This window comes from Mesorhizobium sp. M0088 (assembly GCF_040322895.1).
GTDB lineage: Bacteria > Pseudomonadota > Alphaproteobacteria > Rhizobiales > Rhizobiaceae > Mesorhizobium.
In genome coordinates this window covers 75,595-99,338 of record NZ_JAMYUI010000009.1, presented here as the reverse complement: position 1 = coordinate 99,338, position 23,744 = coordinate 75,595, and the positions used below count along the sequence as shown (strand labels likewise).

Below are 23,744 nucleotides of genomic sequence, written 5' to 3'. Positions count from 1 at the left end.
CGGACACGCTCTGACGGACGACGCCATATGCTGTATTTTTCGCGCTTCAAGATGATCCTGATCTGGGTGGCCGTGGCCATCACAGTGATCCTCGCCGCGCCCAACCTGTTCTCCGCCAGCACGCTGGCGCAACTGCCCAACTGGGTGCCGAAGCGGCAGATGACGCTCGGCCTCGACCTGCAGGGTGGTTCGCACATCCTGCTGGAAATGAACCAGAACGATCTGATCAAGGATCGGCTGGAGACGACGCGCGACGAGATCCGCACGCTGCTGCGCGACGCCAAGATTGGCTATACCGGCCTTGCCGGTACGGGGCGGACCCTGCAGGTCCGCATCACTGATCCCGCCCAGATCGATGCCGCCAAGACGGCGCTGAAGACGCTGACCGATCCGGTCGCCGCCGGCCTGTTCACCGGCGGCTCCGTCCAGGAAATGACGCTCGACGATTCCGAGCCCGGTCTGCTCAAGTTCAACGTCACCGACGCCGGCATCAAATACCGCACGTCGACCGCGCTGACGCAGTCGATCGAGGTGGTCGAACGCCGCGTCAACGAACTCGGCACAACCGAACCGATCGTGCAGCGGCAGGGCGACGACCGTATCCTTGTCCAGGTGCCGGGTCTTCAGGACCCGCAAAGGCTGAAGGAAATCCTCGGCCAGACCGCCAAGCTGACCTTCCAGATGGTCGACCAGTCGATGCCGGTGCAGGACGCGCTCAATGGCCGTCCGCCTGCCGGCTCGTCGGTGCTGTATTCGCAGGACGATCCGCCGGTTCCCTATCTGATCGAGAACCGCGTCATCGTCTCGGGCGAAAACCTCGTCGACGCACAGGCGACATACAATTCGCAGAACAACGAGCCGGTGGTTTCGTTCCGCTTTGATTCGAAAGGGGCGGCGCGCTTCGGCCAGGCCACGGCGCAAAATGTCGGCAAGCTGTTCGCCATTATCCTCGACAACCAGGTGATTTCGGCGCCGCAGATCCGCGAGCCGATCCTCGGCGGCACCGGCCAGATCTCAGGCAATTTCACCGCCCAGAGCGCCAATGACCTTGCGGTGCTGCTGCGCGCCGGTGCGTTGCCCGCGACGCTGACGGTGATCGAAGAACGCACGGTGGGTCCGGGCCTTGGCCAGGATTCGATCCATGCCGGCAAGGTCGCCGGCATCATCGGTTCTATCCTCGTCGTAGCCTTCATGTTCGTCGCCTACGGCTTCCTCGGCTTCCTCGCCAACATCGCGCTGGCGGTGCACGTGGCGATGATCGTCGGCGTGCTCTCGTTGCTTGGCGCTACGCTGACCTTGCCTGGTATCGCCGGTATCGTGCTGACCATCGGCATGGCGGTCGATTCCAACGTGCTGATCTACGAACGCATCCGCGAGGAGCGACGCGCCGGCCGCTCCGTGATCCAGGCGATCGATACCGGTTTCACCAAGGCGCTGGCGACCATCGTCGATTCCAACATCACCTCGCTGATCGCCACCGTGGTGCTGTTCTATCTCGGTACCGGGCCGGTGAAGGGCTTTGCCATCACCTACGCCATCGGCATCCTGACGACCGTCTTCACCGCCTTCACCTTCACCCGTCTGCTGGTCTCGATCTGGCTGCGGCGTGCTCGCCCGAAGGAATTGCCGAAGGCACCGGTGACCTTCGTTCCGCCCGGCACCAAGATCCCCTTCATGGGCATCCGTCGCTGGACGTTCACGCTCTCCAGCGCACTGTCGATCCTGTCGGTGGTGCTGTTCATGACCGTCGGCATCAATTACGGCATCGACTTCAAGGGCGGTTCGCTGATCGAGGTGCAGGCCAAGAGCGGCAATGCCGATCTTGCCGACCTCCGCGCGCGGCTGACCGAACTTAACATCGGCGAAGTCCAGGTGCAGCAGTTCGGTACGCCGAACGACGTGCTGATCCGCGTCGGCACGCAGGATGGCGGCGAGAATGCCGAGCAGACCGTCATCGACAAGGTGCGTGGCGAGCTGCAGGACAATTACGATTTCCGCCGCGTCGAAGTGGTCGGACCGACCGTCTCTGGAGAACTCGCCAAGCAAGGCACGATCGCCATGCTGATCGCGCTGCTCGGCATCCTGGTCTATGTCTGGTTCCGCTTCGAATGGCAGTTCGCGGTCGGCGCCATCGTGGCGACGGTGCACGACGTGGTCATGACGCTTGGCTTCTTCGTCATCACCGGGCTGGAGTTCAATCAGTCATCGCTGGCGGCGATCCTGACCATCATCGGCTATTCGCTGAACGACACGATCGTGGTCTATGACCGCGTTCGAGAGGATTTGCGAAAATACAAGCGCATGCCGCTGCCGCAACTCCTGAACAACGCCATCAACGAGACGCTGTCGAGAACGACGCTGACATCGGTGACGACGATCCTGGCGCTGCTGGCGCTGGTTCTGTTCGGCGGCGAGGTGATCCGCTCGTTCACCATGGCCATGCTGTTTGGCGTCGTCTTCGGCACCTATTCGTCGATCTTCATCGCCGCACCGCTGCTGATCCTGTTCAAGCTGCGGCCGCAGGCCACGGCCGACGAGGAGAAGCCGGTCAATGGCGGCAAGGCGGTCGCGACCTGACGCGCCGGGTATAACGGTGACCGGCAAAGGCATCGTCATCCGCGAGGCGCATTTTCCAGGCCGCGCGCCGATCGAAGCCTATGGCAATGGCGGGTTCCGCTTTGCCGACATGTCGCATCGCGGTTCGCTCATGTGTCTGCCGTCCGGCATCCATGGCTGGGAACCGGCTGATCCCCTTGTGCTGACGGTGGCGGATTTCGACAGGGTGCTGACCGAGGCCGACAAGGTCGAGATCCTGCTGGTCGGCATGGGCAGGGATCTCCGGCCGTTGCCTGCGGCACTGCGGGCCGCGCTGAAGGCCGCAGGCATTGCATCCGACCCGATGTCGACGGGGGCCGCGGTGCGGACCTACAATGTCCTTCTGGCGGAAGAGCGCGCCGTGGCCGCCGCGCTCATCGCCGTCGATTGACATGTCTCGAAGCGCTGAAATCGTCATGGAGGCGGTGCGCGTCGCCGACCATGATCGTTATCTGACCGCGCTCTACGCGCCGGCCGACAAGCGCGCCCCGCTGTTTTCGCTCTATGCCTTCAATGCCGAGATCGCAGGCATTCGCGATCGCATCCATGAGGCGCTGCCGGGCGAGGTGCGGCTGCAATGGTGGCGCGATGTCATTGCCGCCGGCGGCGAGGCCGGCGCCGGCCATCCCACTGCCGAAGCCTTGAACGCTACGATAGCGACATTCGGTCTGCCGAAGCCGGCCTTCGAGAACATGCTCGATGCGCGCATCTTCGACCTCTACGACGACCCGATGCCGTCGCGCACCGATCTGGAAGGCTATTGCGGAGAGACGGCCGCAGCACTCATCCAGCTTGCGGCGATGGTGCTCGATCCCGGCGAGGCGCCGCGCTTTGCCGAACTGGCGGGCAGGGCAGGCTGCGCGCAGGCGATGACCGGCCTGCTGTTGTTGCTGCCGCTGCACCGCAAGCGCGGACAGTGTTTTGTCCCGGCCGACATCCTGGCCGCAGCTGGATCGTCGCCGCAGGAGTTCGTTGCCGGCGACGGCGGACCCGGCGCCAGACGCGCGGTGGCGGCGATGATCGCGCTGGCACAGGAACATCTTTCCGCCTTTGAACAGGGCGCGTCGGCTGTTCCGGTCTCGCTGCGCCCGGCATTCCTGCCGCTGGCCCTGTCGCGTGCCTATCTCGGCAAGATGGAGAATGGCTCGCCGCTTGATGGTGTTGCGCGGCTGTCGGCCTTGCGCCGGCACTGGCTGTTGCTGCGTCGTGCGGGCAAGGGCTGGCCGGCACTTTGACGTAAACGTCAATCATGTTAAGACGTCCCGCGCCAAAACTGTTGCCGAAGACAACAGACCGGCCGGAGGAGATCAATGAGCTTACCTGTACTGGTCGCGATCGTTGCCTTTGGCATCGCGCTGTCGGTTGCGGCGGTGCATTTCACCGGCGGCAGCAAGACGGCGACGCTTGCCGACGCCGATCAGGCAATGAGCCGATTCGCCGAGGATTTTCCCGAAGAGATCGCAACGGTGGTCCGCCTGACAGCGGATGCCAAGACGGCGTTTCTGGATATCGGGCGAGGGCGCTTCGGAATCGTTCACAGCATAGGCGACTGCTTTTTGACCCGCATCGTCACGTCTCGAGATGTCGCGGTTTTGAACGCCGAAGATGCGAACACGGTCTCGTTCCGGCTCGCCGATTTCACTTGGAAGGGCGGCCGCTTCCGCTTTGCCAGCGCAGTGGATGCGCAAGGCTTGCTCGAAGCGCTTGAGCCGCAACATTCAAATTCCGCCAGGCAGGCCGCGTGATGGACAGCTACAATTTTCCGCAGGTCACCCAGCTGGCCATCCCGTTCTTCGTTGTCGCGATCCTGATCGAGCTTTGGCTGGTGCGCACCGGCCGCGCCAGGGGTTCGTTCGAAACGCGTGACACGTTGACGAGCCTGATGATGGGCACCGGCAATGTCGTTGCCGGGCTGCTGCTTGGCGTCGTGTCCTACTGGGCGTTGCTGTGGCTCTGGCAATTCCGCGTCTTCAATCTCGGCCTGTCGGTCTGGGTGTTCCTTGCCGCCTTCCTGCTCGATGATCTGCGCTACTATGTCTATCACCGCATCGCACACCGGGTGCGCTGGGTGTGGGCCGAACACGTCAACCACCATTCCAGCCAGCACTACAATCTGTCGACGGCGCTGCGGCAGAGCTGGACGGGCCTGTTCACCTTCATGTTCGTGCTGCAGGCGCCGGCGGTGCTGCTCGGCTTCCACCCCGCGGTGATTGCCTTCACCTTCGGCTTCAATTTGGTCTGGCAATTCTGGATCCACACCGAGACCATCGGCAAGATGTGGGGCTGGTTCGAGTTCGTCTTCAACACGCCCTCACACCACCGCGTCCACCACGCCACCAATCCGCGCTATCTCGATGCCAACTATGCCGGCACGCTGGTCATCTGGGACCGCATGTTCGGCACCTTCGTCGGGGAACTGGAAGAAGACCGGCCGCGCTACGGCATCGTCAGGAATCTCGGCACCTTCAATCCGCTGAAGGTGGCTTTTCACGAGTGGATCGGCATGTTCCGAGATGCCTTTGCGCCAGGTCTTTCGCTCAGCGATCGCCTGAACTATCTGATCAAGCCGCCGGGCTGGAGCCATGACGGCTCGCGCGAAACCTCCGAGAGTCTCAAGGCCGCCTATGTCAGGCGAAATCCGAGCGAAGCGGGGAAGCCGGGATTGCCGGCAACGAGGGTCGAGCCGGCTGAATAGCTGTTCCATCGCGATTGCTATGAGGGCGCGCTCGAACCACCATCACGCATCAGCGTTTCGTAGTCGCGACCGCCGTAGAAGATGTTAACGATGCGGACGACAGCATCATCAATGATGTAAGCGACAAGGGCAGAGTGCTCGAACGGAACCGTTCGCAATCCTGGCACGATGTCGTCGCGCGATCGGCCGCCACGCGGTGCGTCGCCGATGCTCTGGCAGCGGTCTTCGATGCGCAAGGTGAACTTCAGCGCGACGTCAGGACTTCCACCGGCGTTGACGATATGTCTGAAAATGGCGGCCAGATCGGTCCTGGCACTTTCGCCATATTCAACCTTAAGCCGCTGAATCATCGCTGCGGCTCGAATATTGAGCGGCGAGCTCCCGAAGATGGTCGCGAACCTTTTCTCCCGAATGGCTCGGCCTCGTGTCCTCGATCGATGCTTTCACTCGTGCCCTGATCGACGCCATGCGTTCGGCATGCTCATCTTCCTCGCGCTGGAAGGCGCGAAGGGCGGCGCGGATGACCTCGCTCGCTGATCCGAAGGAGCCGTCCTCGACTTTCTCGCGGATCATGCGTGCCATGGCTGGCGTGACTGTGACAGACAGTTTCTCGGCGGATTCCATGGATGCGTCTCCCGGCATAAAGTAGGATACTATCCCCCTTCGTGCCGGGTTACAATCAGAACGCGAAGCTGTTTATTCCGCCGCCTCGGCCGTTTCCGTCTGTGCCGGCAGCCCCAGCCATTGCCGGCAATCGGCACGTGCGCGCGAGGTGATGGCATGCCGCTTGGCAACAGTCTTGTCCTTGCCGCGCATGCGTTTGCCCTCGGTCTTCGGGGCTTCGACAGGCGGGAACAGGCCGAAATTGACATTCATCGGCTGGAAGGAACGCTTTCCCGGTTCGTCATCGGAGACGATGTGGCCGCCGGTGATGTGGTTGAGTAGCGCGCCGAAGGCGGTGGTGAGCGGCGGCAGCGACGGTGCGTGGCCGAGCCGTTCAGCTGCGGCAAAGCGGCCGGCAAGCAGGCCGATGGCCGCACTTTCGACATAGCCTTCGCAGCCGGTGATCTGGCCGGCGAAACGCAGGCCGGGCCGCGACTTCAGTTGCAGCGAGGCGTCCAGCAAGGTCGGCGAGTTGATGTAGGTGTTGCGGTGCAGGCCGCCGAGGCGGGCGAAATCGGCGTTTTCGAGACCCGGTATGGTGCGGAACACGCGGACCTGCTCGGCATGCTTCAACTTGGTCTGGAAACCGACCATGTTGTAGAGCGTGCCCAGCGCATTGTCCTGGCGCAACTGTACCACGGCATAGGCCTTTACCGTCGGATTGTGGGCATTGGTCAGCCCCATCGGTTTCATCGGTCCGTAGCGCAGCGTCTCGACGCCGCGCTCGGCCATGATCTCGATCGGCAGGCAGCCGTCGAAATAGGGCGTGCCTTCCCATTGCTTGAATTCGGTTTTCTGCCCGTCGACCAGCGCTTGCACGAAGGCTAGGTACTGGTCCTTGTCCATGGGGCAATTGATGTAGTCCTTGCCGGTGCCACCTGGACCGACCTTGTCGTAGCGCGACTGGAACCAGCAGGTATCCATGTCGATCGTGTCGAAATGGATGATTGGCGCGATGGCGTCGAAGAAGGCGAGCGCATCGGCGCCGGTCGCTTCCGCGATCGACTGGGCAAGCCCGGGGGCGGTCAACGGACCCGTGGCAACGATCGCCTGGTCCCAATCCGTCGGCGGCAGACCAGGCACTTCCTCGCGCCGGATGGTGATCAGCGGGTGTGCTTCGAGTTTTTTCGTCACGGCATCGGCGAATCCGTCGCGATCGACGGCCAGCGCACCGCCTGCCGGAACCTGGTTGGCGTCGCCTGCGCTCATGATCAACGAGCCGGCCAGCCGCATTTCGGCGTGCAGCAGGCCAACGGCGTTGTTGTCGGCATCGTCGGAGCGGAAGGAATTGGAACAGACGAGCTCGGCCAGGCTGTCGGTCTTGTGTGCATCGGTGCCGCGAACGGGCCGCATTTCATGCAGGATGACGGGCACGCCGGCCTGCGCTGCCTGCCATGCGGCTTCGGAACCGGCGAGGCCGCCGCCGATGATGTGGACTGGATTTTTGCTCATGGACGCCGGAATAATCGCTTGGTGCGGCGATTGCAATTGCCGTGCGCGGCAAACGGCTGCTGATGGGAGCGCCCCCTGAAAACAACAACACCCGCCGGGGGAGGAGGTCCGGCGGGTGTCGTTTTTGGGGTCGACCCTCGGGAGGAGGTGAAGGCCGACCATATTCGTCATCGCCGGGGAGGAGGTCGGCTTCGACGAAATTCCTTTCGCCATTTTAAAAGGGGCGAAACCTCTGGAGCAAAATTCGTTTTGCTCCGGGGAAACAGCGCCCGCCGCGGGAGGAGGTGCGGCGGGCGCCGTTTTTGTGGCCAACCCTTGGGAGGAGGTAAGGGGTGACCGTATTCGTCAAGGTCGGGGAGGAGGTCGACCCTGCCGAAATTCTGGTTAGATCGCCTGGCGGGCGATGATCTTGATTTCGTCGCGGACGATACCGAGATCATGCAGCTGGCGGTTGGAAAGGCGACCCAGCTCGGTAACCGTCTCGCGATAAACGCGCCAGTTACGATAGTTGCGGATCAGGTTCATTGTCGTTCTCTTTTTCAAAACTGGTTCGGACCATTCGCGGTCCGAAAAATTAGACCGCCTTGCGAGCGACGTAAGGAATGTCGCTGCGGCTGATGCCGAGGTCGGTCAGTTCACGGTTGCTCAGGCGGCTCAGCTCGGACACGGTGTCCCTGTAGCGGCGCCAGTTGCGGTAGTTGCGGATCAGGTTCATGGTAGTTCTCGTTTCGTCTTTCTTGCGGATCATTCCGTTTGTGTACGAACCATAAATAGGCGGACCCATATCGATTTAAAAGCGCTATGGCTGCATGGCAGCAATGCAAATTGTGCAATGCAGCATTAACGCGCGTTCACGGACCTGACATAAAGAAACCCGAATCGGAAAATGCCGCTGCGTCAGCGGTTTGACCGGATCGGCTGAAAAAAAGACCGAACTGGGGGGAGATGCAGCATGGCGAGTTATTCGTCGCGGGTCAGGGCGGATATCGCGCGCTGGCAGCAGGCCGGGCTGATCGACGCGGCAACGGCCGATTCGCTTTCGCGCGATGTCGAGGCCAACGAGCGCAAGTCGCTCAACTTCGGCTCTATCCTGGCGATGATGGCTGCCTTGCTGTTCGGCGCCGCCATCCTGATTTTCGTCGCCGCCAACTGGGACGCGATCCCGCGGCTGGCGCGCGTGGCGGCACTGTTTGCCGTCATCCTTGGTGGCTATGTCGGCGGCGCGGTGCTGAAGGCCCGCGACCATGCGGCGATCGGGGAAGCGCTCTGGATCGTGGCGGCTGCGGCTTTCGGCGGCTCGATCGCGCTGATCGGCCAGATGTATCATCTCTCGGGCGACGAGGCCTCGGCTGTGGTCACCTGGGGCGCCGGCACGGCGCTGGCGGCGGTGGCGCTGCGTTCGAACCCGTTGACCATGGCTTCGGTCGGCATCGCCGATGCCTGGCTGTTCCTGAAAGGCTTCGACTACTACAGCCGCAGCGAATTTCCGCATGCCTTCTTGATCATGGCCATCGTGCTGTTTGCCGTCTCGTTCTGGACCCGCAGCCAGGCGGCGCGCCACCTGATCATCCTGTCGGTTCTGTTCTATCTTGTGCTGCTGGTCACCAACCACGACACGCTGCAGGTGGCGATCCCGCTGGTCGTCGTCTCGGCGCTGCTGTTCGCGGCCTCGGTCTTCGCGCCGGATCCGGTCGACCGGGTCGTGCAGCTCGGCGGCCGCTTGCCCTTGCACGCACTGCTCGGCTTCCTCACCGGCCTCGCAATGATCCAGTTCGAACTCGCCGACGAGAGCACTTACAACAGCGGTTTCGCCATCGCTTCGGTGATCGCGCTGGCCGGCATTGTCGCGGCAATCGTGCTGGCAGGACGGGAGAGCCGTGGGCTACGCTGGCTTGCCTATCTCGGCTTCGCCTTCGAACTCGCCATCATCTATGTGGTGACCTTGCAATCGATGCTCGATACGGCCGGCTTCTTCCTTGCCGCCGCGGTGCTGCTCGGCATCCTTGCGATCGTCATCATCCGCGTCGAAAAACGCATGAAGGGTCCAGATGCCAAAGGAGCCACGGCATGATCACCGGGAAAAGGCTTGTCATCTCGGCACTGGTGCTGGCGCTCGTCCAGATCGGCTTCCTGAGCTGGATCATCGCCGGCCGCGCGGCGATCCTGCGCAACGGCAAAGAGGTGCTGCTGAAGATCGAGCCCGTCGATCCGCGCGACCTCCTGCGCGGCGACTATATTATCCTGGGCTACGATATTTCGCGCATACCGGTGAAAATGATCGCCAACATTCCGCCCGACAAACTCTCAAGCGACGACACCACGATAGTCGTCCGCTTGAACAAGGGGTCCGACAACTATTGGCAGCCGACGGCCGCCTGGTTCGGCAAGGCGCCGACGCCCGCCGCTGCCGACGAGGCCGATATATCAGGCCACGTCGCCGAGGGCTGGCACCTTCGCGGCGAAGAGGCGACCATCGCGCCGGACTACGGTATTGAGCGCTTCTATTTGCCGGAAGGCGAGGGGATGGCGATCCAGAACGATATGCGGGTGCGGCCATTCGGCATCCGTCTTGCGCTCGCCGGCGACGGCACCGCGCAGATCAAGGCGCTGGTCGACGGCGACAAGACGCTATTCGAGGAACCACTCTACTAAGTCCCTTATTTCCAGTGGTGTGAAGCATGCCAGTTAGCCTGTCGAAGCGTGACGACATCAACCTCGACACTGTTTTCCGCGTCGCCTGGAAGAAGGACACGGTGGCGATCGGCGAGAAGGCCTTGCAGCGCATCGCCGAATGCCGCGCCTCGTTTCTCAGGCTGATCGAATCCGATCCGCCACCGGTCATCTATGGCGTCACAACCGCCATGGGGGAATTGGCAAGCCGAAAGCTCGAACCTGACGAGCGTGATCGCCATGCGCGCATCAAGGCGTTTGCCGCCGCCACCTCGTTCGGCGATCCCTTGCCGGATCGCGTGGTCAGGGCGATCGTGCTTGCCCGTCTGACGAATTTCATCGAGGGCAACGCCGCCACAACGCCGCGCATCGCGCTTGCCGTGGCCGCTATGCTCGACGGTGAGCCGATGCCAACGGTGCCGGCCTCCGGCCAGGGCGGCGCCGGTGAGATCCTGGCGCTCTACCCCTTGTTTGCAGAACTTTCGACGCGTTTCGACCTCGAGGTCAAGGAACGCGGCTCGCTGATCAACGGCTCGCCTTGCGCTGCTGCTCTGGTGGCAGACGCAGCGCTCGCGGCGCGCCGCCGGATCCGCATGGCGCAAAAAGTGTTCGCGCTGTCGATCGAGGCGTTTCGTGCCCCGCTCGAACACTATGACGCCGCCCTCGATACGCTCTGGGGCGATGAGCATGAGGCCGCGGCCCTGCAGGGTTTGCGGGAATTTCTGGTTGGCGCCGGCGATGGGCGACGCAATTATCAGGCGCCGGTCAGCTACCGCATCGTGCCACGCATGCTCGGCCAGGCGCATCGTGCGCTGTCGTCGGCCGAGCGGGCAGCCAATGTGTCGCTGGCCTCGATATCGGACAATCCGGTCTACATCCCGCCCGACGATGCACATCCGCTCGGCCGCTGCATCTCGACCGGCGGCTATCACAACGCCATGGCGACGCCGGCGCTGGATGATCTGGCGGCGATATGGGCCGACATCTGCCTGCTTTGTGATCGCCACGCCTCCAAGCTGCTCAACGGCAAGGTGTCGCTGCTGCCCGATCTTCTGATGACCGGACGACACTCGGCCGACAGCGACGGCCACGGCAATGTCGGCTACGTGCCGATGGCGATCACCGGCTATCTCGAGCAGGCCAAGCTGGCGGCGCAACGTACCTTCATTCCGGGCACGGAATCGGCCGGTGCGGGGCAGGACGACGTCGCCACGACGGCATTCTTCGCATGGACCAAGGAAGCGACCGCCGGCCGCTGCGTCGATGCGGCCATGGCGATGCTGGCGATGATCGCCTCGCAGGCGCTGCACGTCACCGAACGGACGCCGCCGCCGGCACTGCGCTCCTTCGTCGATCAAATCAGAGCTATCGTGCCGCCTGTCGGCGAGGATCGCGTGCTGGGGCCGGAACTTGCCAGGTTGGCGGAATGGTTCACACAGAAAGTGTTCGAGGCGTAGAGATGCGAACAAGCCGTGGCTGGTGAAATTGGTGCGCCTGAACGGATGAAATTCGAACCGGTCCTCCTTGGCCAAGGCTTCGGAGGACGCTCCTTTGTCTAAAGCGGTGTCGCGCCTTCAGGCGACCCGCTTCAGGTCTTTGTCTTTGTGCATGTCGCTCTCCCAAAACCGAGGTCACTTTGGGCGATATGCACTAACGAGCTTCAGGTGGCTCGCCACTCGAAGCTCGAAGAGCGAAGGCTGGTGCGGACGACGGGAATCGAACCCGTACGATCAGAGATCGAGGGATTTTAAGTCCCTTGCGTCTACCAATTCCGCCACGTCCGCAGGCCAGCCCTTTTCAGACGCCAGACAGAGGCCGTCAAGTCGTGTTGTTGAGCGTTCGACGAACGTGCAACCAGACCGGGCAACTTGATGATACTGGCGCGATCACGGAATTATCGGCGGGGCGGGTAATGGTAGGATGCGTGTGGTGGATTTGATCTGCCAAGGCCGGCGCCTCTCAGGCCCAACCCATTCCCCCCGCCCACTGGGAGCGTCGGCCACCCTTCCATGAAAGAGCCCTTTGAGTGGTTGCCTGGTCCGGCAGCGTCGCGATTGTGGCCCTGCTCAGAACTTGTAGCTCAAATTGATGCCTACCGTGTTGAGCTTCACGTTCTGATCGCGATCGTTGAAGGGTTCCGCCACGTCGTAGTGCTCGGAGCCGAAATCATAGTAGCGATACTGTGCGCCGACGACGAACTTGTCGGTCAACGCGTAGTCGACGCCGGCACCCACGGTCCAGCCGACATTCGTGCGCGTGCTGGCGAACGCCGGACCCGCGACTTGCGATGTTTCGATGCCGGCAAAGGCGACGCCGCCAATGCCATAGACCAGCAGGCGATCCATGGCGTAGCCGGCCTTGGCGTTGACCGACCCGAACCACTTGATGTCGGTGCCGAATGTGCTTCCCAGCGCCGATACCGTCGTGCCGCCGACCGAGGAATAGTTGAGGTCCGCCTCGGCGCCGAGCACCGCCTGGTTGAACTGCCACAGGCCTGCGACATGGCCGCCGACAAAACCGCCGTCAATGTCGGGCGCGATGGAAAACGGCGCGCCTTCTGTCACCGATATATCGGATTGGCCCCAGCCATAGCCGGCCTGCAGACCAGCGTAGTAGCCCGTCCAGTCGAAGCCGGGCGCGGTCATAGGCACGTCGACCGTTGGGTCGGCTGCAAAAGCCGGCACGGCCAGAACGGCGAGAAAACCGGCACTTGCGACTATCAGTCGACGCATCGAACTCCCCAAATGACGATTCAGAAAGATCCTCGCCAGAAGGATAACCGCATTCGCCGCAATCGCAATCCCCCTGTCGCCGCACAGAATCCTCTATTTGGCGTCGATGAAGTCCAGCACAGCCTGGTTATATTCATCCGGCGCTTGCAGCATGGCGAAATGACTGGCGTTGGGCAGGATAATCAGCTTCGCGCCCGGGATGGCGGAGGCGATATATTCGGTGTGTTCGCGCTTGATCGCTTCATCATGGTCGCCGGCAACGATCGCCGTCGGCGTGGTTATCTCAGCGAGCTGCTCCTTGGTCCACGCCGGCTCGGTCTCCCACATATGGCTCATCTGCGCCACGAAGGCGTCATACTGGTCCGGTGTTTTCGACATCTTCTTGTAGTCGCGGCCGGAGCGGTCGATGTAGGCGGCAAAGGTCTTGTTGGTCATCACGCCCGGATCGACGCCGTCGGTGGTTACGTTGGCGGCTTGCGCAAAGAGCCTTGTCAGCCGCTCCGGATGATGCAGTGCGATGTCGATACCGATAATTCCGCCATCGCTCCAGCCGACGAGCGCGGTCTTGTCGATCTTCAGGTGATCGAGCAGCGCCAGATAGTCCGACGCCATCAAGTCATAGCCATAGGGCTGCTCGGTGCGGGTGGAGCGGCCGTGACCACGGCTGTCGGCGACTATCACCTTGTGCGTCTTGGAAAACGTGGCCACCTGGCTGGCCCAGATGTCGGCGTGGCCGAGGCCGCCATGGATGAGCAGCACGGGGTCACCCGCTCCGAAAACGGCGTAGTACATCTGGATGCCGTTCACCGGCGCATATCCGCTCTGATCGGGTTTGGGCATGGCCGCAGGCTCCGGCAAGGTCTGCCAACGTTCCTCAGCGGCGGCAAAAGCGCTCGAGGCGGCGAACAAGATGACGATGGCGAACACTTTGCAAAAACGGGTCATGTTTTCCCCTTACGGCTCGGTCCGTAGCCAGCATCGCGCTTTGGCCAGATTAGTCAACAAGCTCAGTCTGCCGCGGTGTGTTGGCCCGACGGCTCTGGCGGCGCCCGCCGACATTTGCGAGACTGCCGACAACCGAAGGAATCGCCAATGACGAAAGCAACGCCCGCAAAACCCAGACCGTGGACCGAGATGGCGACACATCTGGTCGATGTCGCCATGGGGCGCAAACCCGCTGACCTGGTCGTCCGCAACGGCCGTTGGGTGAACGTGCATTCGGGCGAGATCATCGCCGGCACCGACATCGCCATCGCCGGCGGTCGTTTCGCTTATTGCGGGCCGAACGCCAGCCATGCCATCGGCCAGGGCACCAAGGTGGTCGACGCCGGCGGGCGCTATCTGGTGCCCGGCCTCTGCGACGCGCATATGCATGTCGAGAGCGGCATGGTGACGGTGACCGAGTTCTGCCGGGCCGTTATTCCGCACGGCACCACCTCGATGTTCATCGACCCGCACGAGATCGCCAATGTGCTTGGCCTGCCCGGCGTGCGGCTGATGCATGACGAGGCCGTCGCCATGCCCATCAACGTGCATGTGCAGATGCCGTCTTGCGTGCCCTCGGCGCCCGGGCTGGAACATGCAGGCGCCGAGTTGACGGTCGCCGATGTCGCGGAGGCAATGAGCTGGGAAAACATCATCGGTCTTGGCGAAGTGATGAATTTCCCCGGCGTCGCCGCCAACGATCCGGTGATGTCGGGCGAGATCGCGGCGACGGTCAAGGCAGGCAAGACGGTCGGCGGCCACTATGCCTCGCGCGATCTCGGCCTGCCGTTCCATGGCTATGTCGCCGGCGGTCCCGAGGACGATCATGAGGGCACGCGCGCCGAGGATGCCATCGCCCGTGTGCGCCAGGGCATGAAGGCGATGCTGCGGCTGGGCTCGGCCTGGTACGACGTCGCCTCGCAGATCAAGGCGGTGACGGAGAGCGGGATCGATCCGCGCAACTTCATCCTGTGCACCGACGACAGCCATTCCGGCACGCTGGTCCAGGAAGGTCATATGGACCGCGTGGTGCGCCATGCCATCCAACAGGGGTTGAAGCCGGTGACGGCGATCCAGATGGCGACGCTCAACACCGCTCAGCATTTCAGACTGGAGCGCGAGATCGGTTCGATCGCGCCGGGCCGGCTGGCCGACCTGCTGATCGTCTCGGATCTCGCCGCAATGACCATCGACGAGGTCTATGCACGCGGCGTCAGGCTGGCCAAGGGTGGCAAGCTTGAAGTCGACATCCCGGCCTATGATTACCCCCGGACGGCGAAGAACACCGTCAAGCTCGGCAAGAAGCTGAAGGGCGGCGACTTCGATATCGTTGCTCCCAAAGGCGCCAACGAGGTGCGGGTGCGTGTTATCGGCGTCATCGAGAACCAGGCGCCGACGCGCGCGCTGGAGGCCGATCTGGCGGTCGAGGACGGGCTGGTCGCCATGGACCGCCGCAACGACATCTGCCAGATAGCGCTGGTCGAGCGCCACGGGGGCACGGGCGGCGTCACCAACGCCTTCGTTTCCGGCTTCGGCTATATGGGCGACTGCGCCATGGCGTCCAGCGTCGCGCATGACGCCCATCACATCATCTGCGTCGGCACCAACAAGCAGGACATGGCGTTGGCCGTCAATCGCCTGGGTGCGGTCGGCGGCGGCGTCGTGCTGTTCTCCAAGGGCAAGGAACTGGCGCTGGTCGAAATGCCGATCGCCGGGCTGATGTCGGACGAGCGGGCCGAGATCGTCGCGGCCAAGGCAGAGAAGCTCACCGAGGCGATGCGCAAGATGGGCTGTTCGCTGAACAACGCCTACATGCAGCACTCGCTGCTGGCGCTGGTCGTCATTCCCGAACTCAGGATTTCCGATGTCGGCCTGATCGACGTGACGACATTCCAGAAGGTCGATCTGTTCGTCTAGGATTGTTGATATTCAGGCCATGCCCGGCGGGCAATCGCTTCAGGTTCGAATTCACCTTTGCCGAGCGTCGGCGCCGCCCCTCATCGCCCTGCCGGGCACTTCTCCCCGTATACTGACGGGGAGAAGGGGCTGGCCGCAACGACTGTCCTCTTCTTGCAATGCTGGTCATTGGCGAAACCGGTGATAATAGCGCCCCTCTCCCCGTCACTATACGGGGAGAGGATGCCGGCAGGCAGGTGAGGGGCAGCGCCGACTTCGACACCTGATGGTCTCCACCAGGAAGCTGCCCCCGGCTACCCGCCGGTGGCGATGGTCAGCACCTTGAACGGCGTGGTGATGACGATTTCCGCGACCGAGCCGACGGCCTTGCCGAGGCCCTGGCCGAGATTGTTGAGCTGAGTCGGGACGGGCTCGTCCGAGGCAAGGCCGGCAGGCGCCCGCAGCCGGTCGCCCAGCAGTTGCACCAGCATCGGGTTGTCGGCGAATTTGGCGTGGTTGAGGCGGTCACCGCCCTTGGCCTGGGAAAGGTCGACCACCGACACGCCATAGCTGGCGAGGTCGGCCGCATCGCCGTAATCGCCGACGCGCGGCTTATCGCCCGAGATCAGGGAGGACAGCTTGAGAGCCCGGTCATCCGCCGAGAGCAGGATGGCGAATGGCTTGTCGGGTTTGCCGTAACGGATCATCTGTTTCTTGAACACGTCGACATCGATGTCGGGCGAGGCCAGGATGACGTAACCGAGTTTGTCGTCGAGATCGCGATCGCCGGTGATGGCAAGCTGGCGCAGAGCCTCCATGGTCACCCAGGTCCCCATCGAATGGGCGATGATGTCGATGCTCTTGACCTTGGTCTTGGCCAGCATCCTGAGCGTCGCCTCGAGGTCGTCGCGCGCTGCGTTGGCGCTTTCCTTGTCGTAGATGTAACCCGTGGTCTTGCCGCTCGAAGCCCATGAGAACAGCACCGGGGTGCCGGGATATTTCGTGTCGTGCGCGATCTGCGTCAGCCGGTAGATGCCGTCATCGAAGCCGTTGTTGAAGCCGTGCACGAAAACCAGCGCACGGTCGCCGCGCATGGCGATGTCGGCGCCGACCGCCTTGGCGAACTGCGGCGCGCCTTCATAGAAGGTGACGTCCTTGGCGGTGAAATCCTTGGCCGGGTTGCTGTTTGCCGATCCCTTGGCCCGCTCGATGGCGCCGACCTGGTGGTTTTTCGGGACGGTGACGTCGACACGGGCAAAGCTGGTGGTCAGCGAGCGATCGCCGTCGAACACCTGTCGCGGGTCCTTGGTTGCCCTCTGGCGGGTGGTGGCGACGAAGATTTCATGCGTGGCCGCGATGTCGGAAGCGGGCACCGTGACAGTCGTCTTGTTGAGCAGGTCGTGCGTTTTGCCGCCGGCGCAGCCGGTGACAGCGAGCGCCAATGCAACGACGAGGTAGCTCTTCGAACGCACGGTCACACGCAGGCTCCCGCAAAAGGGGACGTCAAACGAGTGACGTCGCTGGCTATTCCGATAAGGCCAGAGACCGGCGCGGTCCAGTTCAAAGTGAATCCACACGTCCGCGATGCCGGGCAGGCACGGCGAAAACCGCGGGACCGCACCTATTGGCCAAGCAGGCTGATGCGGTCTGTCACGTCACGGTCGCTGGCAAAGCCGTCATCCTCGCGCAGCCGCTGGCCGATCATCTTCACCAGCGTTGGATTGTCGGCGAACTTCGTATGGTTGAAGCTGTCCGATCCCTTGACCTTGGACAGGTCGACGACCGACACGCCATAGGAGGCGAGATCGGCGGCATCCTTGTAGTCGCCGACGCGCGGCCGGGATCCGGCGATCAGGCCGGAGAGCCGCAGCGCGCGGTCGTCGTCCGACAACAGCAGGATGAACGGCTTGTCGGGCTTGCCATAGCGCCGCATCTGGCTCTTGAACACGTCGACATCGATGTCGGGCGAAGCCAGCACCACGTCGCCGAGCTTGCCGCCGAGATCGCGGTCGCCGGTGATGGCCATCTGCCGCAGCGTTTCCATGGTGACCCAGGTTCCGAGCGAATGCGCGACGATGTCGATGCGCCGCGCGCCGGACTGCTCCAGCATCCTGAGCGTCACCTCCAACTGGTCGCGGGCAGCGCTGGCGCTTTCCTTGTCATAGACGTAGTCGGTGGTCCTGGCACCCGATGCCCAGGAAAACAGCACGGGCGTGCCGGGATAGCCGGAATCATGGACGATCTGGGTGAGGCGATAGACGGCGGCATCGAAGCCGGTGTTGTAGCCATGCACGAAGACCATGACGCGGCCGCCACGCGCCGCGATGTCGGCGTTGAGCGCGCTGGAGAATTTCGGCTGCGTGTCGTAGCCGACGACCTCGGAAGCCATGAAATATTTGGCCGGGTCGTCCGACTTGCCGCGCGAGCGGCGCTCGATCTGGCCGGGCTTGTGAAGCCCCGGAACGGTGACGTTGACGCGGGCATAGTTCAGCGTCGCCGAGCGTTCGCCGTCGAAAACCTTGTTGGGATCGTCGGATTTCTTGCGCGTCGTGGCGATGAAGATCGAGTGGTTGCCGGCGATCTCCGTCACCGGCGCGGACACCATGGCGCTGCCCAGCAATTCCTGTGTTTGCTGGCCGGCGCAGCCGGCGACGAACAAGGCCAGGAGAACGGTGAAAATCTTCTTCAAAGGCACGCCTGAATTTCCAACTCCGGCCGAAAGGCCTGTCTATCCTCACGATACCTCCCGGACAGGCAGAGTGCGGCAGAACTAAGTCATGTCCAGTCGAAATGTGATCGGCGCGCCGCTGCGGCCATCGCAGTGTTGCGCGAATGCCAAAATGGCGGGAAACGCCTGCGTGATCCGCGCAATGAGCGGCGTCGCCGCCGGCTCTCCAATTCCCGCAGAGATAGCGGTTTCAAGCCGCCCGGTGCCAGGGGCATGAGAATGTACCCACAAGTAACTGAAAATATTCCGCAAAATTTCCGCTCGGAACGACGCACATGATGGACGATGGCGCCACGTAGCCGGATATGCAATAGGCTGGCTCGCGCCGCACCTTGTCCCGGCGCTCAACAACCGAACGTGTGCGACCCGATCAATGATAGAGGTCCGCGGACAGCGTGCAACACAAGGTGGCTTTCCCAAGGGTGGTTTCCGATGAACAGTTTCTCTTCCCGCGTTGCTGCCGCTGCCGCCGCGATCCGCCAGATCTTTCCTGAAACGCCGCTCCAGGAAAACGATTATCTGTCGAAAAAGACCGGTGCGCGGGTGCTGTTGAAGCGCGAGGACCTGTCGCCGGTCCGCTCCTACAAGATCCGCGGCGCCTTCAATTTCTTCCGCAAGACACTGGCGGCCGGCAACGAGGCTGAACTGTTCGTCTGCGCGTCCGCCGGCAACCACGCGCAGGGTTTTGCTTTCGTCTGCCGCCATTTCGGCAGGCGAGGCGTTGTGTTCATGCCGGTGACGACGCCGCAGCAGAAGATCGACAAGACCAAGCTGTTCGGCGGCGATTTCATCGAGATCAGGCTGGTCGGCGATTTCTTCGACGACTGCTATCGCGCGGCCCTGGAATTCACTGGCAGTTCCGGCGCCCATATGGTGCCGCCCTTCGATCACAAGGACATTATCGAGGGCCAGGCAACCGTCGCCTACGAGATCGCGGACCAGATGCCGGGCGCCCGCATGCCCGATATCGTCATGCTCCCGGTCGGCGGTGGCGGACTTGCCGCGGGCGTCACCCATTATTTCGCCGATCAGGGCAGGGAAGCACGCTTCGTCTTCTGCGAACCGGCAGGCGCGCCGAGCCTGCGCGAAAGCCTTGCGGCGGGAAAACGGCTCAAACTCGCCAAGGTCGACAATTTCGTCGATGGCGCCGCGGTGGCCGAGATCGGCCGCGAGCCGTTGCGTCATCTCAAGGATTTTCCGGCCGACACAGTGCGGCTGATCCCGGAAAACCGGCTCTGCGCCACCATGATCGAAATGCTCAACGTCGAAGGCGTCGTGCTGGAGCCGGCTGGCGCGCTGGCGATCGATGCGCTCAAGGATTTCTCCAAGAAGGAGATCAGGGGCAAGACCATCGTTGCCGTGGTTTCGGGCGGCAATTTCGATTTCGAGCGGCTGCCGGACGTTAAGGAACGGGCGCTACGCTTCGAGGGGCTGAAGAAATACTTCATCATCCGCTTTCCGCAGCGGCCCGGCGCGCTGCGAGACTTCCTCGAACTGCTCGGGCCCGACGACGACATCGCCCGTTTCGAATATCTGAAGAAATCGGCGCGCAATTTCGGTTCGGTGCTGATCGGCATCGAAACCAAGGACCGCCGCAATTTCGATCTGCTCAAGGCGAAGTTCGAGGCCGAGGGCGTCCAGTATCAGGACATCACCGACAACGAGACATTGGCCGGTTTCATCATATGAGCGGCAAGGAGGCAGGAAAAATCTTCGTCGCGCTGTTTTCCGGCATCAATGTCGGCGGCAACCGCATCGTCAAAATGGCGGAGCTGCGGTCGTTCTTCGAGGATCTCGGCTTTTCCGATGTCGCCACCTACGTGCAGAGCGGCAATGCCGTGTTCCGGGCGAAGAAGGGCGACGCAGCGACACTGGCGAAACAGATCGAAGCAGCCTTCGAGAAGAAATGGGGTTTTTATTCGCGCATCATGGTGCGCGATCTTTCCTGGTTCGAGCGGCTGGTGAACGAAAACCCTTACCCGGAAGTTGCCGGGGACCATACCAAGCTGCATGCCTATGTGCTGGAGCGCGAGCCGACAGCGGACGAGGTGGCGCGACTGACCGAAAAGTGCACCGGCCCCGAACGCTTCGAGATCAAGGGCGATGTGCTCTACTTGCACGCGCCGGACGGGCTGGGCAAATCGGTGTTTGCCGGGCTGATTCCGCGCACGCTGAAAGTGCCGGGTACCGCGCGCAACTGGCGCTCGGTGCAGGCGCTGCTGGAGATGGCCGCTCCGGCCGGTGGGAAGTAATTCGCCGCCTAAGCTGCCGGAGCGGGTTTCCAATCGAAGGTCAGTTCTTCGCGGAAAGCAAAGCGCTTGATGTGATCGGCGACAACGCCTTCCAGGCGCTCGATCGATCCTGCTTCGTCAGTCGACACCGTGATATGCAGTGTCGCCGCATCGGCATCCATGACGGTACGGCCCATTGAAAGATCGATGGTGCCGTGGGTGGGATCGAACTCGACCGGGAATTTGTGCGCCCAGTGCTTGCACAGCTGCTGCAGGTAGCGGCTGGCATGTTCGGTGGCGACGTCGGCATGGCTGGTCGGCATGGATTCTCCTGGGCAAGCGCCTGTTGCGTGGCCGGGGCACCGGCCCAAGCCTGGCGCCTCAGCCAGACAGATAGGCGCCGCCCCTGGAAAACCAAACGGTACCGGGCCGTCAGCCTGGCATTGTCCGCTCAAGACAGCGTGATCGGCTACCAGCTTCCGGTGTTCGCCATCGAAGCCCAGGGCTCCGCCTTGGCCTTGGCCGGGCCTTTCTGCAGAAGCTCGATCGAGATGCCGTCCGGCGACTTGACGAAAGCCATGTTGCCGTCGCGCGGCGGCCGGTTGATGATGACGCCATTGTCCATCAGATGCTGGCAGGTGGCGTAGATGTCGTCGACCTCATAAGCGAGGTGGCCGAAATTGCGTCCGCCCTTGTAGTCTTCCGGATCCCAATTGTAGGTCAGTTCGACCAGCGGTGCCTTGTCGGCGATGCCGCTTTGCTCGTCTTCGGAGGCCGCGAGGAAGATCAGTGTGAAGCGGCCTTGCTCGTTTTCGTAGCGGCGCACTTCCTTGAGGCCGAGCTTGTTGCAGTAGAAGTCGAGCGAGGCATCGACGTCGGTGACGCGGATCATGGTGTGCAGATAGCGCATGTGATTTCCTCGATAAATTGCGTTGCGGCGCAACATAGGGTCGGCCCTGTCAAAGGGCAATCGTGCGGCGGTGCGCAATGCCGGCAAAGAACAAATCCGGTATTGCCCAAATGAACCGTGAAAAAAGGCACGGCAGGTCTTGCACAGACCGGAAGCCGCAGTGTTAATCTGTTGGCAAGAATCAGTTGCGGTGTTCTTGAAAAAAGGGGGCATTCTTATGGGGGAAAAGGCCTCTTTGACGGGGCGGGACGGACCCCTCGGCGACGCCTTGCAGCGTGACGAAGGCGGCGATGCCGCGGACCTGCTCGAAATAGCCGGCGCCATCAAGTGGTTCGATGTGGCCAAGGGCTATGGTTTCATTTTGCCGGATGACGGCATTTCCGGCGATATCCTCCTCCATGTGACATGTCTTCGAAGGGATGGCTTTCAGACGGCCCTGGAGGGCGCACGCGTGGTCTGCCTCGTCAAACATGGCGACCGCGGATTGCAGGCCTTCCGGGTGCTCTCTATGGACGTCACCACCGCAGTCCACCCGGCCGAGATGCAGGAGCAGCGCACCCATGTCGCGGTGACGCCGGAGAGCGGTCTCGAACGCGCCCTGGTGAAATGGTTCAACCGCACCAAGGGGTTTGGTTTTCTCACCCGCGGCGAGGGCACCGAGGACATCTTCGTCCATATGGAGACCTTGCGCCGTTACGGTATCACCGAGCTTCGGCCGGGGCAGGTCGTGCTGGTTCGTTTCGGGCGCGGCGACAAAGGCCTTATGGCCGCCGAAATTCACCCCGATATGGGGACCTTGCCGGTCTCGCACTAAGGCGTTCCCGGCCGAGGATCTCGAATGGCTTACAGGAACTGGCTGACCGCGGGCGCGATGTGCGCGATTGCCTTCATCGCCGCCGCCGGTGGTTACTTCTATTCCGAAAAGCCGACCTCGGCGGACAGCCGGGCGATGATCCTTCCGGCCGATCCGGCGCCATTGGTCGTGGTGACGAAAGGCGGTGATCGCTCTTTTTCCATCGAAGTCGCCGACACCGCCGCGGAGCGCGAGGCCGGCTTGATGTACCGCCAGGACATGGCGGACAACCACGGCATGCTGTTCGTCTTCGAGGTCCAGCAGCAGGTCGGCTTCTGGATGCACAACACGCCAATGCCGCTCGATCTGATTTTCGTCGGCCAGGATGGCAAGATCCGGGCGATCAAGCACGGCGAGCCGCAATCCGACGCCGTCATTTCGCCCGGCGTACCGGTTCGCTTCGTGCTCGAGCTCAAGGCCGGCACTGCCGCCAGGAACGGCATCGAGTATGGCGACCTGTTGCGTCATCCGGCCGTGGGCACGGTATCCGGCCCCGGCATGCCACCAGCCGACAATGGCGATGCACCCAATGGCGGTGGCGGTTGAGCACACAGGCGGGATCGCAGATGCAGTCTTTCACCCATGACGGCTTCGAGCTTGCCTTCCTCGACCGTCAGCCGGCATCCGGCGAGGGCGATCCGGTGCTGATGATCCATGGCTTCGCCTCGAGCCATTATGTCAACTGGGTGTCGCCCGGCTGGTTCAAGACGCTGAACGATGCCGGTTACCGCGCTATCGCCTTCGACAATCGCGGCCACGGCTCGTCGTCGAAGAGCTATGAGGAGGCCGACTACACGCCGGTCAAGATGGCTTCCGATGCCGCTGCCTTGCTCGGCCATCTCGGCATCGAGCGCGCCCATGTCATGGGTTATTCGATGGGCGCTCGCATCGCGGCGTTCATGGCGCTGTCCGATCCGGACAAGGTGGCGACGCTGGTCTTCGGCGGTCTCGGCATCGGCATGGTCGACGGTGTCGGCGATTGGGATCCGATCGCCGCCGCCTTGCTTGCCGATGATCCGGCCGCCACCAGCCATCCGCGCGGCCGGTCGTTTCGCGCCTTCGCCGACCAGACCCGCAGCGATCGCCGGGCCTTGGCCGCTTGCATCGCCAAATCGCGCGAATTGCTGAGCGAGCAGGATATCGCCCGCATCGCCCAGCCGACGCTGGTCGCCGTCGGAACCACCGACGACATTGGCGGCTCGCCCGATGAGCTTGCAGCGTTGATGCCGAACGCCAGCGCCTTTCACATCGAGGGCCGGGACCATATGCTGGCCGTCGGGGACAAGACCTTCAAGCAGCGCGTGCTGGAGTTCTATGCCGAGAATCCGCTTTGAG

At 62.7% G+C, this 23,744-nt stretch carries 25 protein-coding genes and 1 tRNA gene; 14 read left to right on the top strand and 12 right to left on the bottom strand.

All coding sequences use genetic code 11. The annotated features are described in order from the left end of the window. Window positions 1-27: 27 nt before the first annotated feature. The 5 genes from secDF to NKJ67_RS12950 all read left to right on the top strand — a co-directional run bounded on the left by secDF (window position 28) and on the right by NKJ67_RS12950 (window position 5,290). The gene (secDF, locus tag NKJ67_RS12970) at window positions 28-2,577 is read left to right on the top strand and encodes a protein translocase subunit SecDF (RefSeq protein ID WP_352581552.1); all 2,550 of its coding nucleotides are present in this window, start codon (window positions 28-30) and stop codon (window positions 2,575-2,577) included. Further along, on the top strand, window positions 2,552-2,986 hold the full coding sequence (locus tag NKJ67_RS12965; protein ID WP_352581550.1) for an Mth938-like domain-containing protein: 435 nt from the start codon (window positions 2,552-2,554) through the stop codon (window positions 2,984-2,986). Before secDF ends, NKJ67_RS12965 begins: the two co-directional genes overlap by 26 nt. Before the next feature lies 1 nt (window position 2,987). Next, entirely contained in the window at window positions 2,988-3,830 is an 843-nt protein-coding gene (locus NKJ67_RS12960; protein ID WP_352581548.1) for a phytoene/squalene synthase family protein, read from the top strand. A gap of 135 nt (window positions 3,831-3,965) precedes the next feature. Then, a complete protein-coding gene (locus NKJ67_RS12955) occupies window positions 3,966-4,340 on the top strand; it encodes a hypothetical protein (RefSeq protein ID WP_352581547.1) in 375 nt (124 codons plus the stop codon). After that, entirely contained in the window at window positions 4,340-5,290 is a 951-nt protein-coding gene (locus tag NKJ67_RS12950) for a sterol desaturase family protein (protein WP_352581546.1), read from the top strand. Before NKJ67_RS12955 ends, NKJ67_RS12950 begins: the two co-directional genes overlap by 1 nt. A gap of 17 nt (window positions 5,291-5,307) precedes the next feature. Here the strand turns inward: NKJ67_RS12950 and NKJ67_RS12945 are convergent, their stop codons facing one another. The 5 genes from NKJ67_RS12945 to NKJ67_RS12925 form a co-directional block, all read right to left on the bottom strand. Next, window positions 5,308-5,640 (bottom strand): type II toxin-antitoxin system RelE/ParE family toxin, encoded by a 333-nt coding sequence (locus NKJ67_RS12945; protein ID WP_081738917.1) that lies wholly within the window; start codon window positions 5,638-5,640, stop codon window positions 5,308-5,310. Continuing rightward, window positions 5,624-5,914: a type II toxin-antitoxin system ParD family antitoxin gene (locus NKJ67_RS12940; protein WP_027039163.1), complete on the bottom strand. Its 291-nt coding sequence runs from the start codon at window positions 5,912-5,914 to the stop codon at window positions 5,624-5,626. The genes NKJ67_RS12945 and NKJ67_RS12940 overlap by 17 nt, the downstream gene beginning before the upstream one ends. Before the next feature lie 72 nt (window positions 5,915-5,986). After that, the gene (trmFO, locus tag NKJ67_RS12935) at window positions 5,987-7,405 is read right to left on the bottom strand and encodes a methylenetetrahydrofolate--tRNA-(uracil(54)-C(5))-methyltransferase (FADH(2)-oxidizing) TrmFO (RefSeq protein WP_352581545.1); all 1,419 of its coding nucleotides are present in this window, start codon (window positions 7,403-7,405) and stop codon (window positions 5,987-5,989) included. A gap of 384 nt (window positions 7,406-7,789) precedes the next feature. Next, window positions 7,790-7,930 carry a DUF1127 domain-containing protein gene (locus NKJ67_RS12930; protein WP_013531314.1) on the bottom strand — a complete coding sequence of 47 codons (141 nt, stop codon included), beginning with the start codon at window positions 7,928-7,930 and terminating at the stop codon, window positions 7,790-7,792. Window positions 7,931-7,979: 49 nt separating this feature from the next. Continuing rightward, window positions 7,980-8,120, bottom strand: coding sequence for a DUF1127 domain-containing protein (locus NKJ67_RS12925; RefSeq protein WP_013531315.1), 141 nt, complete (start codon window positions 8,118-8,120; stop codon window positions 7,980-7,982). Window positions 8,121-8,357: 237 nt separating this feature from the next. Here NKJ67_RS12925 and NKJ67_RS12920 point away from each other — a divergent pair, with 237 nt between their 5' ends. From NKJ67_RS12920 to NKJ67_RS12910, 3 genes are read left to right on the top strand one after another with little or no spacing between them, the layout of a single operon-like run. Continuing rightward, window positions 8,358-9,476, top strand: coding sequence for a DUF2157 domain-containing protein (locus NKJ67_RS12920; protein WP_352581543.1), 1,119 nt, complete (start codon window positions 8,358-8,360; stop codon window positions 9,474-9,476). Next, window positions 9,473-10,057 carry a GDYXXLXY domain-containing protein gene (locus NKJ67_RS12915; RefSeq protein ID WP_352581542.1) on the top strand — a complete coding sequence of 195 codons (585 nt, stop codon included), beginning with the start codon at window positions 9,473-9,475 and terminating at the stop codon, window positions 10,055-10,057. Before NKJ67_RS12920 ends, NKJ67_RS12915 begins: the two co-directional genes overlap by 4 nt. Window positions 10,058-10,083: 26 nt before the next feature. Next, window positions 10,084-11,532 (top strand): aromatic amino acid lyase, encoded by a 1,449-nt coding sequence (locus tag NKJ67_RS12910; protein ID WP_352581541.1) that lies wholly within the window; start codon window positions 10,084-10,086, stop codon window positions 11,530-11,532. A gap of 241 nt (window positions 11,533-11,773) precedes the next feature. On the opposite strand, the gene NKJ67_RS12905 is transcribed toward NKJ67_RS12910, so the two are convergent. From NKJ67_RS12905 to NKJ67_RS12895, 3 genes are all read right to left on the bottom strand, one after another. Next, a tRNA-Leu gene (locus NKJ67_RS12905) sits at window positions 11,774-11,859 on the bottom strand. A gap of 282 nt (window positions 11,860-12,141) precedes the next feature. Next, window positions 12,142-12,807, bottom strand: coding sequence for an outer membrane protein (locus NKJ67_RS12900; protein WP_128304023.1), 666 nt, complete (start codon window positions 12,805-12,807; stop codon window positions 12,142-12,144). Between the two features lie 93 nt (window positions 12,808-12,900). Continuing rightward, a complete protein-coding gene (locus tag NKJ67_RS12895) occupies window positions 12,901-13,752 on the bottom strand; it encodes an alpha/beta fold hydrolase (RefSeq protein ID WP_352581540.1) in 852 nt (283 codons plus the stop codon). 147 nt (window positions 13,753-13,899) lie between these two features. On the opposite strand from NKJ67_RS12895, the gene ade reads away from it, so the two are divergent. Further along, window positions 13,900-15,708 carry an adenine deaminase gene (gene ade, locus NKJ67_RS12890; RefSeq protein WP_352581539.1) on the top strand — a complete coding sequence of 603 codons (1,809 nt, stop codon included), beginning with the start codon at window positions 13,900-13,902 and terminating at the stop codon, window positions 15,706-15,708. Between the two features lie 293 nt (window positions 15,709-16,001). On the opposite strand, the gene NKJ67_RS12885 is transcribed toward ade, so the two are convergent. Continuing rightward, on the bottom strand, window positions 16,002-17,165 hold the full coding sequence (locus NKJ67_RS12885; RefSeq protein ID WP_127409048.1) for an alpha/beta hydrolase: 1,164 nt from the start codon (window positions 17,163-17,165) through the stop codon (window positions 16,002-16,004). A 143-nt stretch (window positions 17,166-17,308) separates the two neighbouring features. Beyond that, window positions 17,309-18,382: an alpha/beta hydrolase gene (locus NKJ67_RS12880; RefSeq protein WP_352581538.1), complete on the bottom strand. Its 1,074-nt coding sequence runs from the start codon at window positions 18,380-18,382 to the stop codon at window positions 17,309-17,311. A 465-nt stretch (window positions 18,383-18,847) separates the two neighbouring features. On the opposite strand from NKJ67_RS12880, the gene ilvA reads away from it, so the two are divergent. Both ilvA and NKJ67_RS12870 read left to right on the top strand, forming a co-directional pair. Continuing rightward, window positions 18,848-20,104 carry a threonine ammonia-lyase IlvA gene (gene ilvA, locus NKJ67_RS12875; protein WP_352581537.1) on the top strand — a complete coding sequence of 419 codons (1,257 nt, stop codon included), beginning with the start codon at window positions 18,848-18,850 and terminating at the stop codon, window positions 20,102-20,104. Beyond that, window positions 20,101-20,667, top strand: a complete 567-nt coding sequence (locus NKJ67_RS12870; protein ID WP_128308265.1) for a DUF1697 domain-containing protein — start codon at window positions 20,101-20,103, stop codon at window positions 20,665-20,667. Before ilvA ends, NKJ67_RS12870 begins: the two co-directional genes overlap by 4 nt. Before the next feature lie 8 nt (window positions 20,668-20,675). Here NKJ67_RS12870 and NKJ67_RS12865 read toward each other — a convergent pair whose 3' ends face one another. Beyond that, window positions 20,676-20,969 (bottom strand): DUF2218 domain-containing protein, encoded by a 294-nt coding sequence (locus tag NKJ67_RS12865; RefSeq protein ID WP_292660526.1) that lies wholly within the window; start codon window positions 20,967-20,969, stop codon window positions 20,676-20,678. A gap of 146 nt (window positions 20,970-21,115) precedes the next feature. After that, window positions 21,116-21,556: a lactoylglutathione lyase gene (gene gloA, locus NKJ67_RS12860; protein ID WP_127332092.1), complete on the bottom strand. Its 441-nt coding sequence runs from the start codon at window positions 21,554-21,556 to the stop codon at window positions 21,116-21,118. Between the two features lie 217 nt (window positions 21,557-21,773). On the opposite strand from gloA, the gene NKJ67_RS12855 reads away from it, so the two are divergent. The 3 genes from NKJ67_RS12855 to NKJ67_RS12845 are packed head-to-tail and all read left to right on the top strand — an operon-like array spanning window position 21,774 to window position 23,743. Continuing rightward, window positions 21,774-22,370 (top strand): cold-shock protein, encoded by a 597-nt coding sequence (locus NKJ67_RS12855; protein ID WP_032901396.1) that lies wholly within the window; start codon window positions 21,774-21,776, stop codon window positions 22,368-22,370. A 24-nt stretch (window positions 22,371-22,394) separates the two neighbouring features. Then, window positions 22,395-22,955 (top strand): DUF192 domain-containing protein, encoded by a 561-nt coding sequence (locus NKJ67_RS12850; RefSeq protein WP_256746161.1) that lies wholly within the window; start codon window positions 22,395-22,397, stop codon window positions 22,953-22,955. Between the two features lie 20 nt (window positions 22,956-22,975). Next, window positions 22,976-23,743 carry an alpha/beta fold hydrolase gene (locus tag NKJ67_RS12845; protein ID WP_292567339.1) on the top strand — a complete coding sequence of 256 codons (768 nt, stop codon included), beginning with the start codon at window positions 22,976-22,978 and terminating at the stop codon, window positions 23,741-23,743. The last annotated feature ends 1 nt before the right edge of the window (window position 23,744 follow it).

Coding starts and splice junctions, on each gene's coding strand:
- secDF (WP_352581552.1), top strand. CDS start 28: ATGCTGTATTTTTCGCGCTTCAAGATGATCCTGATCTGGGTGGCCGTG.
- NKJ67_RS12965 (WP_352581550.1), top strand. CDS start 2,552: ATGGCGGCAAGGCGGTCGCGACCTGACGCGCCGGGTATAACGGTGACC.
- NKJ67_RS12960 (WP_352581548.1), top strand. CDS start 2,988: ATGTCTCGAAGCGCTGAAATCGTCATGGAGGCGGTGCGCGTCGCCGAC.
- NKJ67_RS12950 (WP_352581546.1), top strand. CDS start 4,340: ATGGACAGCTACAATTTTCCGCAGGTCACCCAGCTGGCCATCCCGTTC.
- NKJ67_RS12945 (WP_081738917.1), bottom strand. CDS start 5,640: ATGATTCAGCGGCTTAAGGTTGAATATGGCGAAAGTGCCAGGACCGAT.
- NKJ67_RS12940 (WP_027039163.1), bottom strand. CDS start 5,914: ATGGAATCCGCCGAGAAACTGTCTGTCACAGTCACGCCAGCCATGGCA.
- trmFO (WP_352581545.1), bottom strand. CDS start 7,405: ATGAGCAAAAATCCAGTCCACATCATCGGCGGCGGCCTCGCCGGTTCC.
- NKJ67_RS12930 (WP_013531314.1), bottom strand. CDS start 7,930: ATGAACCTGATCCGCAACTATCGTAACTGGCGCGTTTATCGCGAGACG.
- NKJ67_RS12925 (WP_013531315.1), bottom strand. CDS start 8,120: ATGAACCTGATCCGCAACTACCGCAACTGGCGCCGCTACAGGGACACC.
- NKJ67_RS12920 (WP_352581543.1), top strand. CDS start 8,358: ATGGCGAGTTATTCGTCGCGGGTCAGGGCGGATATCGCGCGCTGGCAG.
- NKJ67_RS12915 (WP_352581542.1), top strand. CDS start 9,473: ATGATCACCGGGAAAAGGCTTGTCATCTCGGCACTGGTGCTGGCGCTC.
- NKJ67_RS12910 (WP_352581541.1), top strand. CDS start 10,084: ATGCCAGTTAGCCTGTCGAAGCGTGACGACATCAACCTCGACACTGTT.
- NKJ67_RS12900 (WP_128304023.1), bottom strand. CDS start 12,807: ATGCGTCGACTGATAGTCGCAAGTGCCGGTTTTCTCGCCGTTCTGGCC.
- NKJ67_RS12895 (WP_352581540.1), bottom strand. CDS start 13,752: ATGACCCGTTTTTGCAAAGTGTTCGCCATCGTCATCTTGTTCGCCGCC.
- ade (WP_352581539.1), top strand. CDS start 13,900: ATGACGAAAGCAACGCCCGCAAAACCCAGACCGTGGACCGAGATGGCG.
- ilvA (WP_352581537.1), top strand. CDS start 18,848: ATGAACAGTTTCTCTTCCCGCGTTGCTGCCGCTGCCGCCGCGATCCGC.
- NKJ67_RS12870 (WP_128308265.1), top strand. CDS start 20,101: ATGAGCGGCAAGGAGGCAGGAAAAATCTTCGTCGCGCTGTTTTCCGGC.
- NKJ67_RS12865 (WP_292660526.1), bottom strand. CDS start 20,969: ATGCCGACCAGCCATGCCGACGTCGCCACCGAACATGCCAGCCGCTAC.
- gloA (WP_127332092.1), bottom strand. CDS start 21,556: ATGCGCTATCTGCACACCATGATCCGCGTCACCGACGTCGATGCCTCG.
- NKJ67_RS12855 (WP_032901396.1), top strand. CDS start 21,774: ATGGGGGAAAAGGCCTCTTTGACGGGGCGGGACGGACCCCTCGGCGAC.
- NKJ67_RS12850 (WP_256746161.1), top strand. CDS start 22,395: ATGGCTTACAGGAACTGGCTGACCGCGGGCGCGATGTGCGCGATTGCC.
- NKJ67_RS12845 (WP_292567339.1), top strand. CDS start 22,976: ATGCAGTCTTTCACCCATGACGGCTTCGAGCTTGCCTTCCTCGACCGT.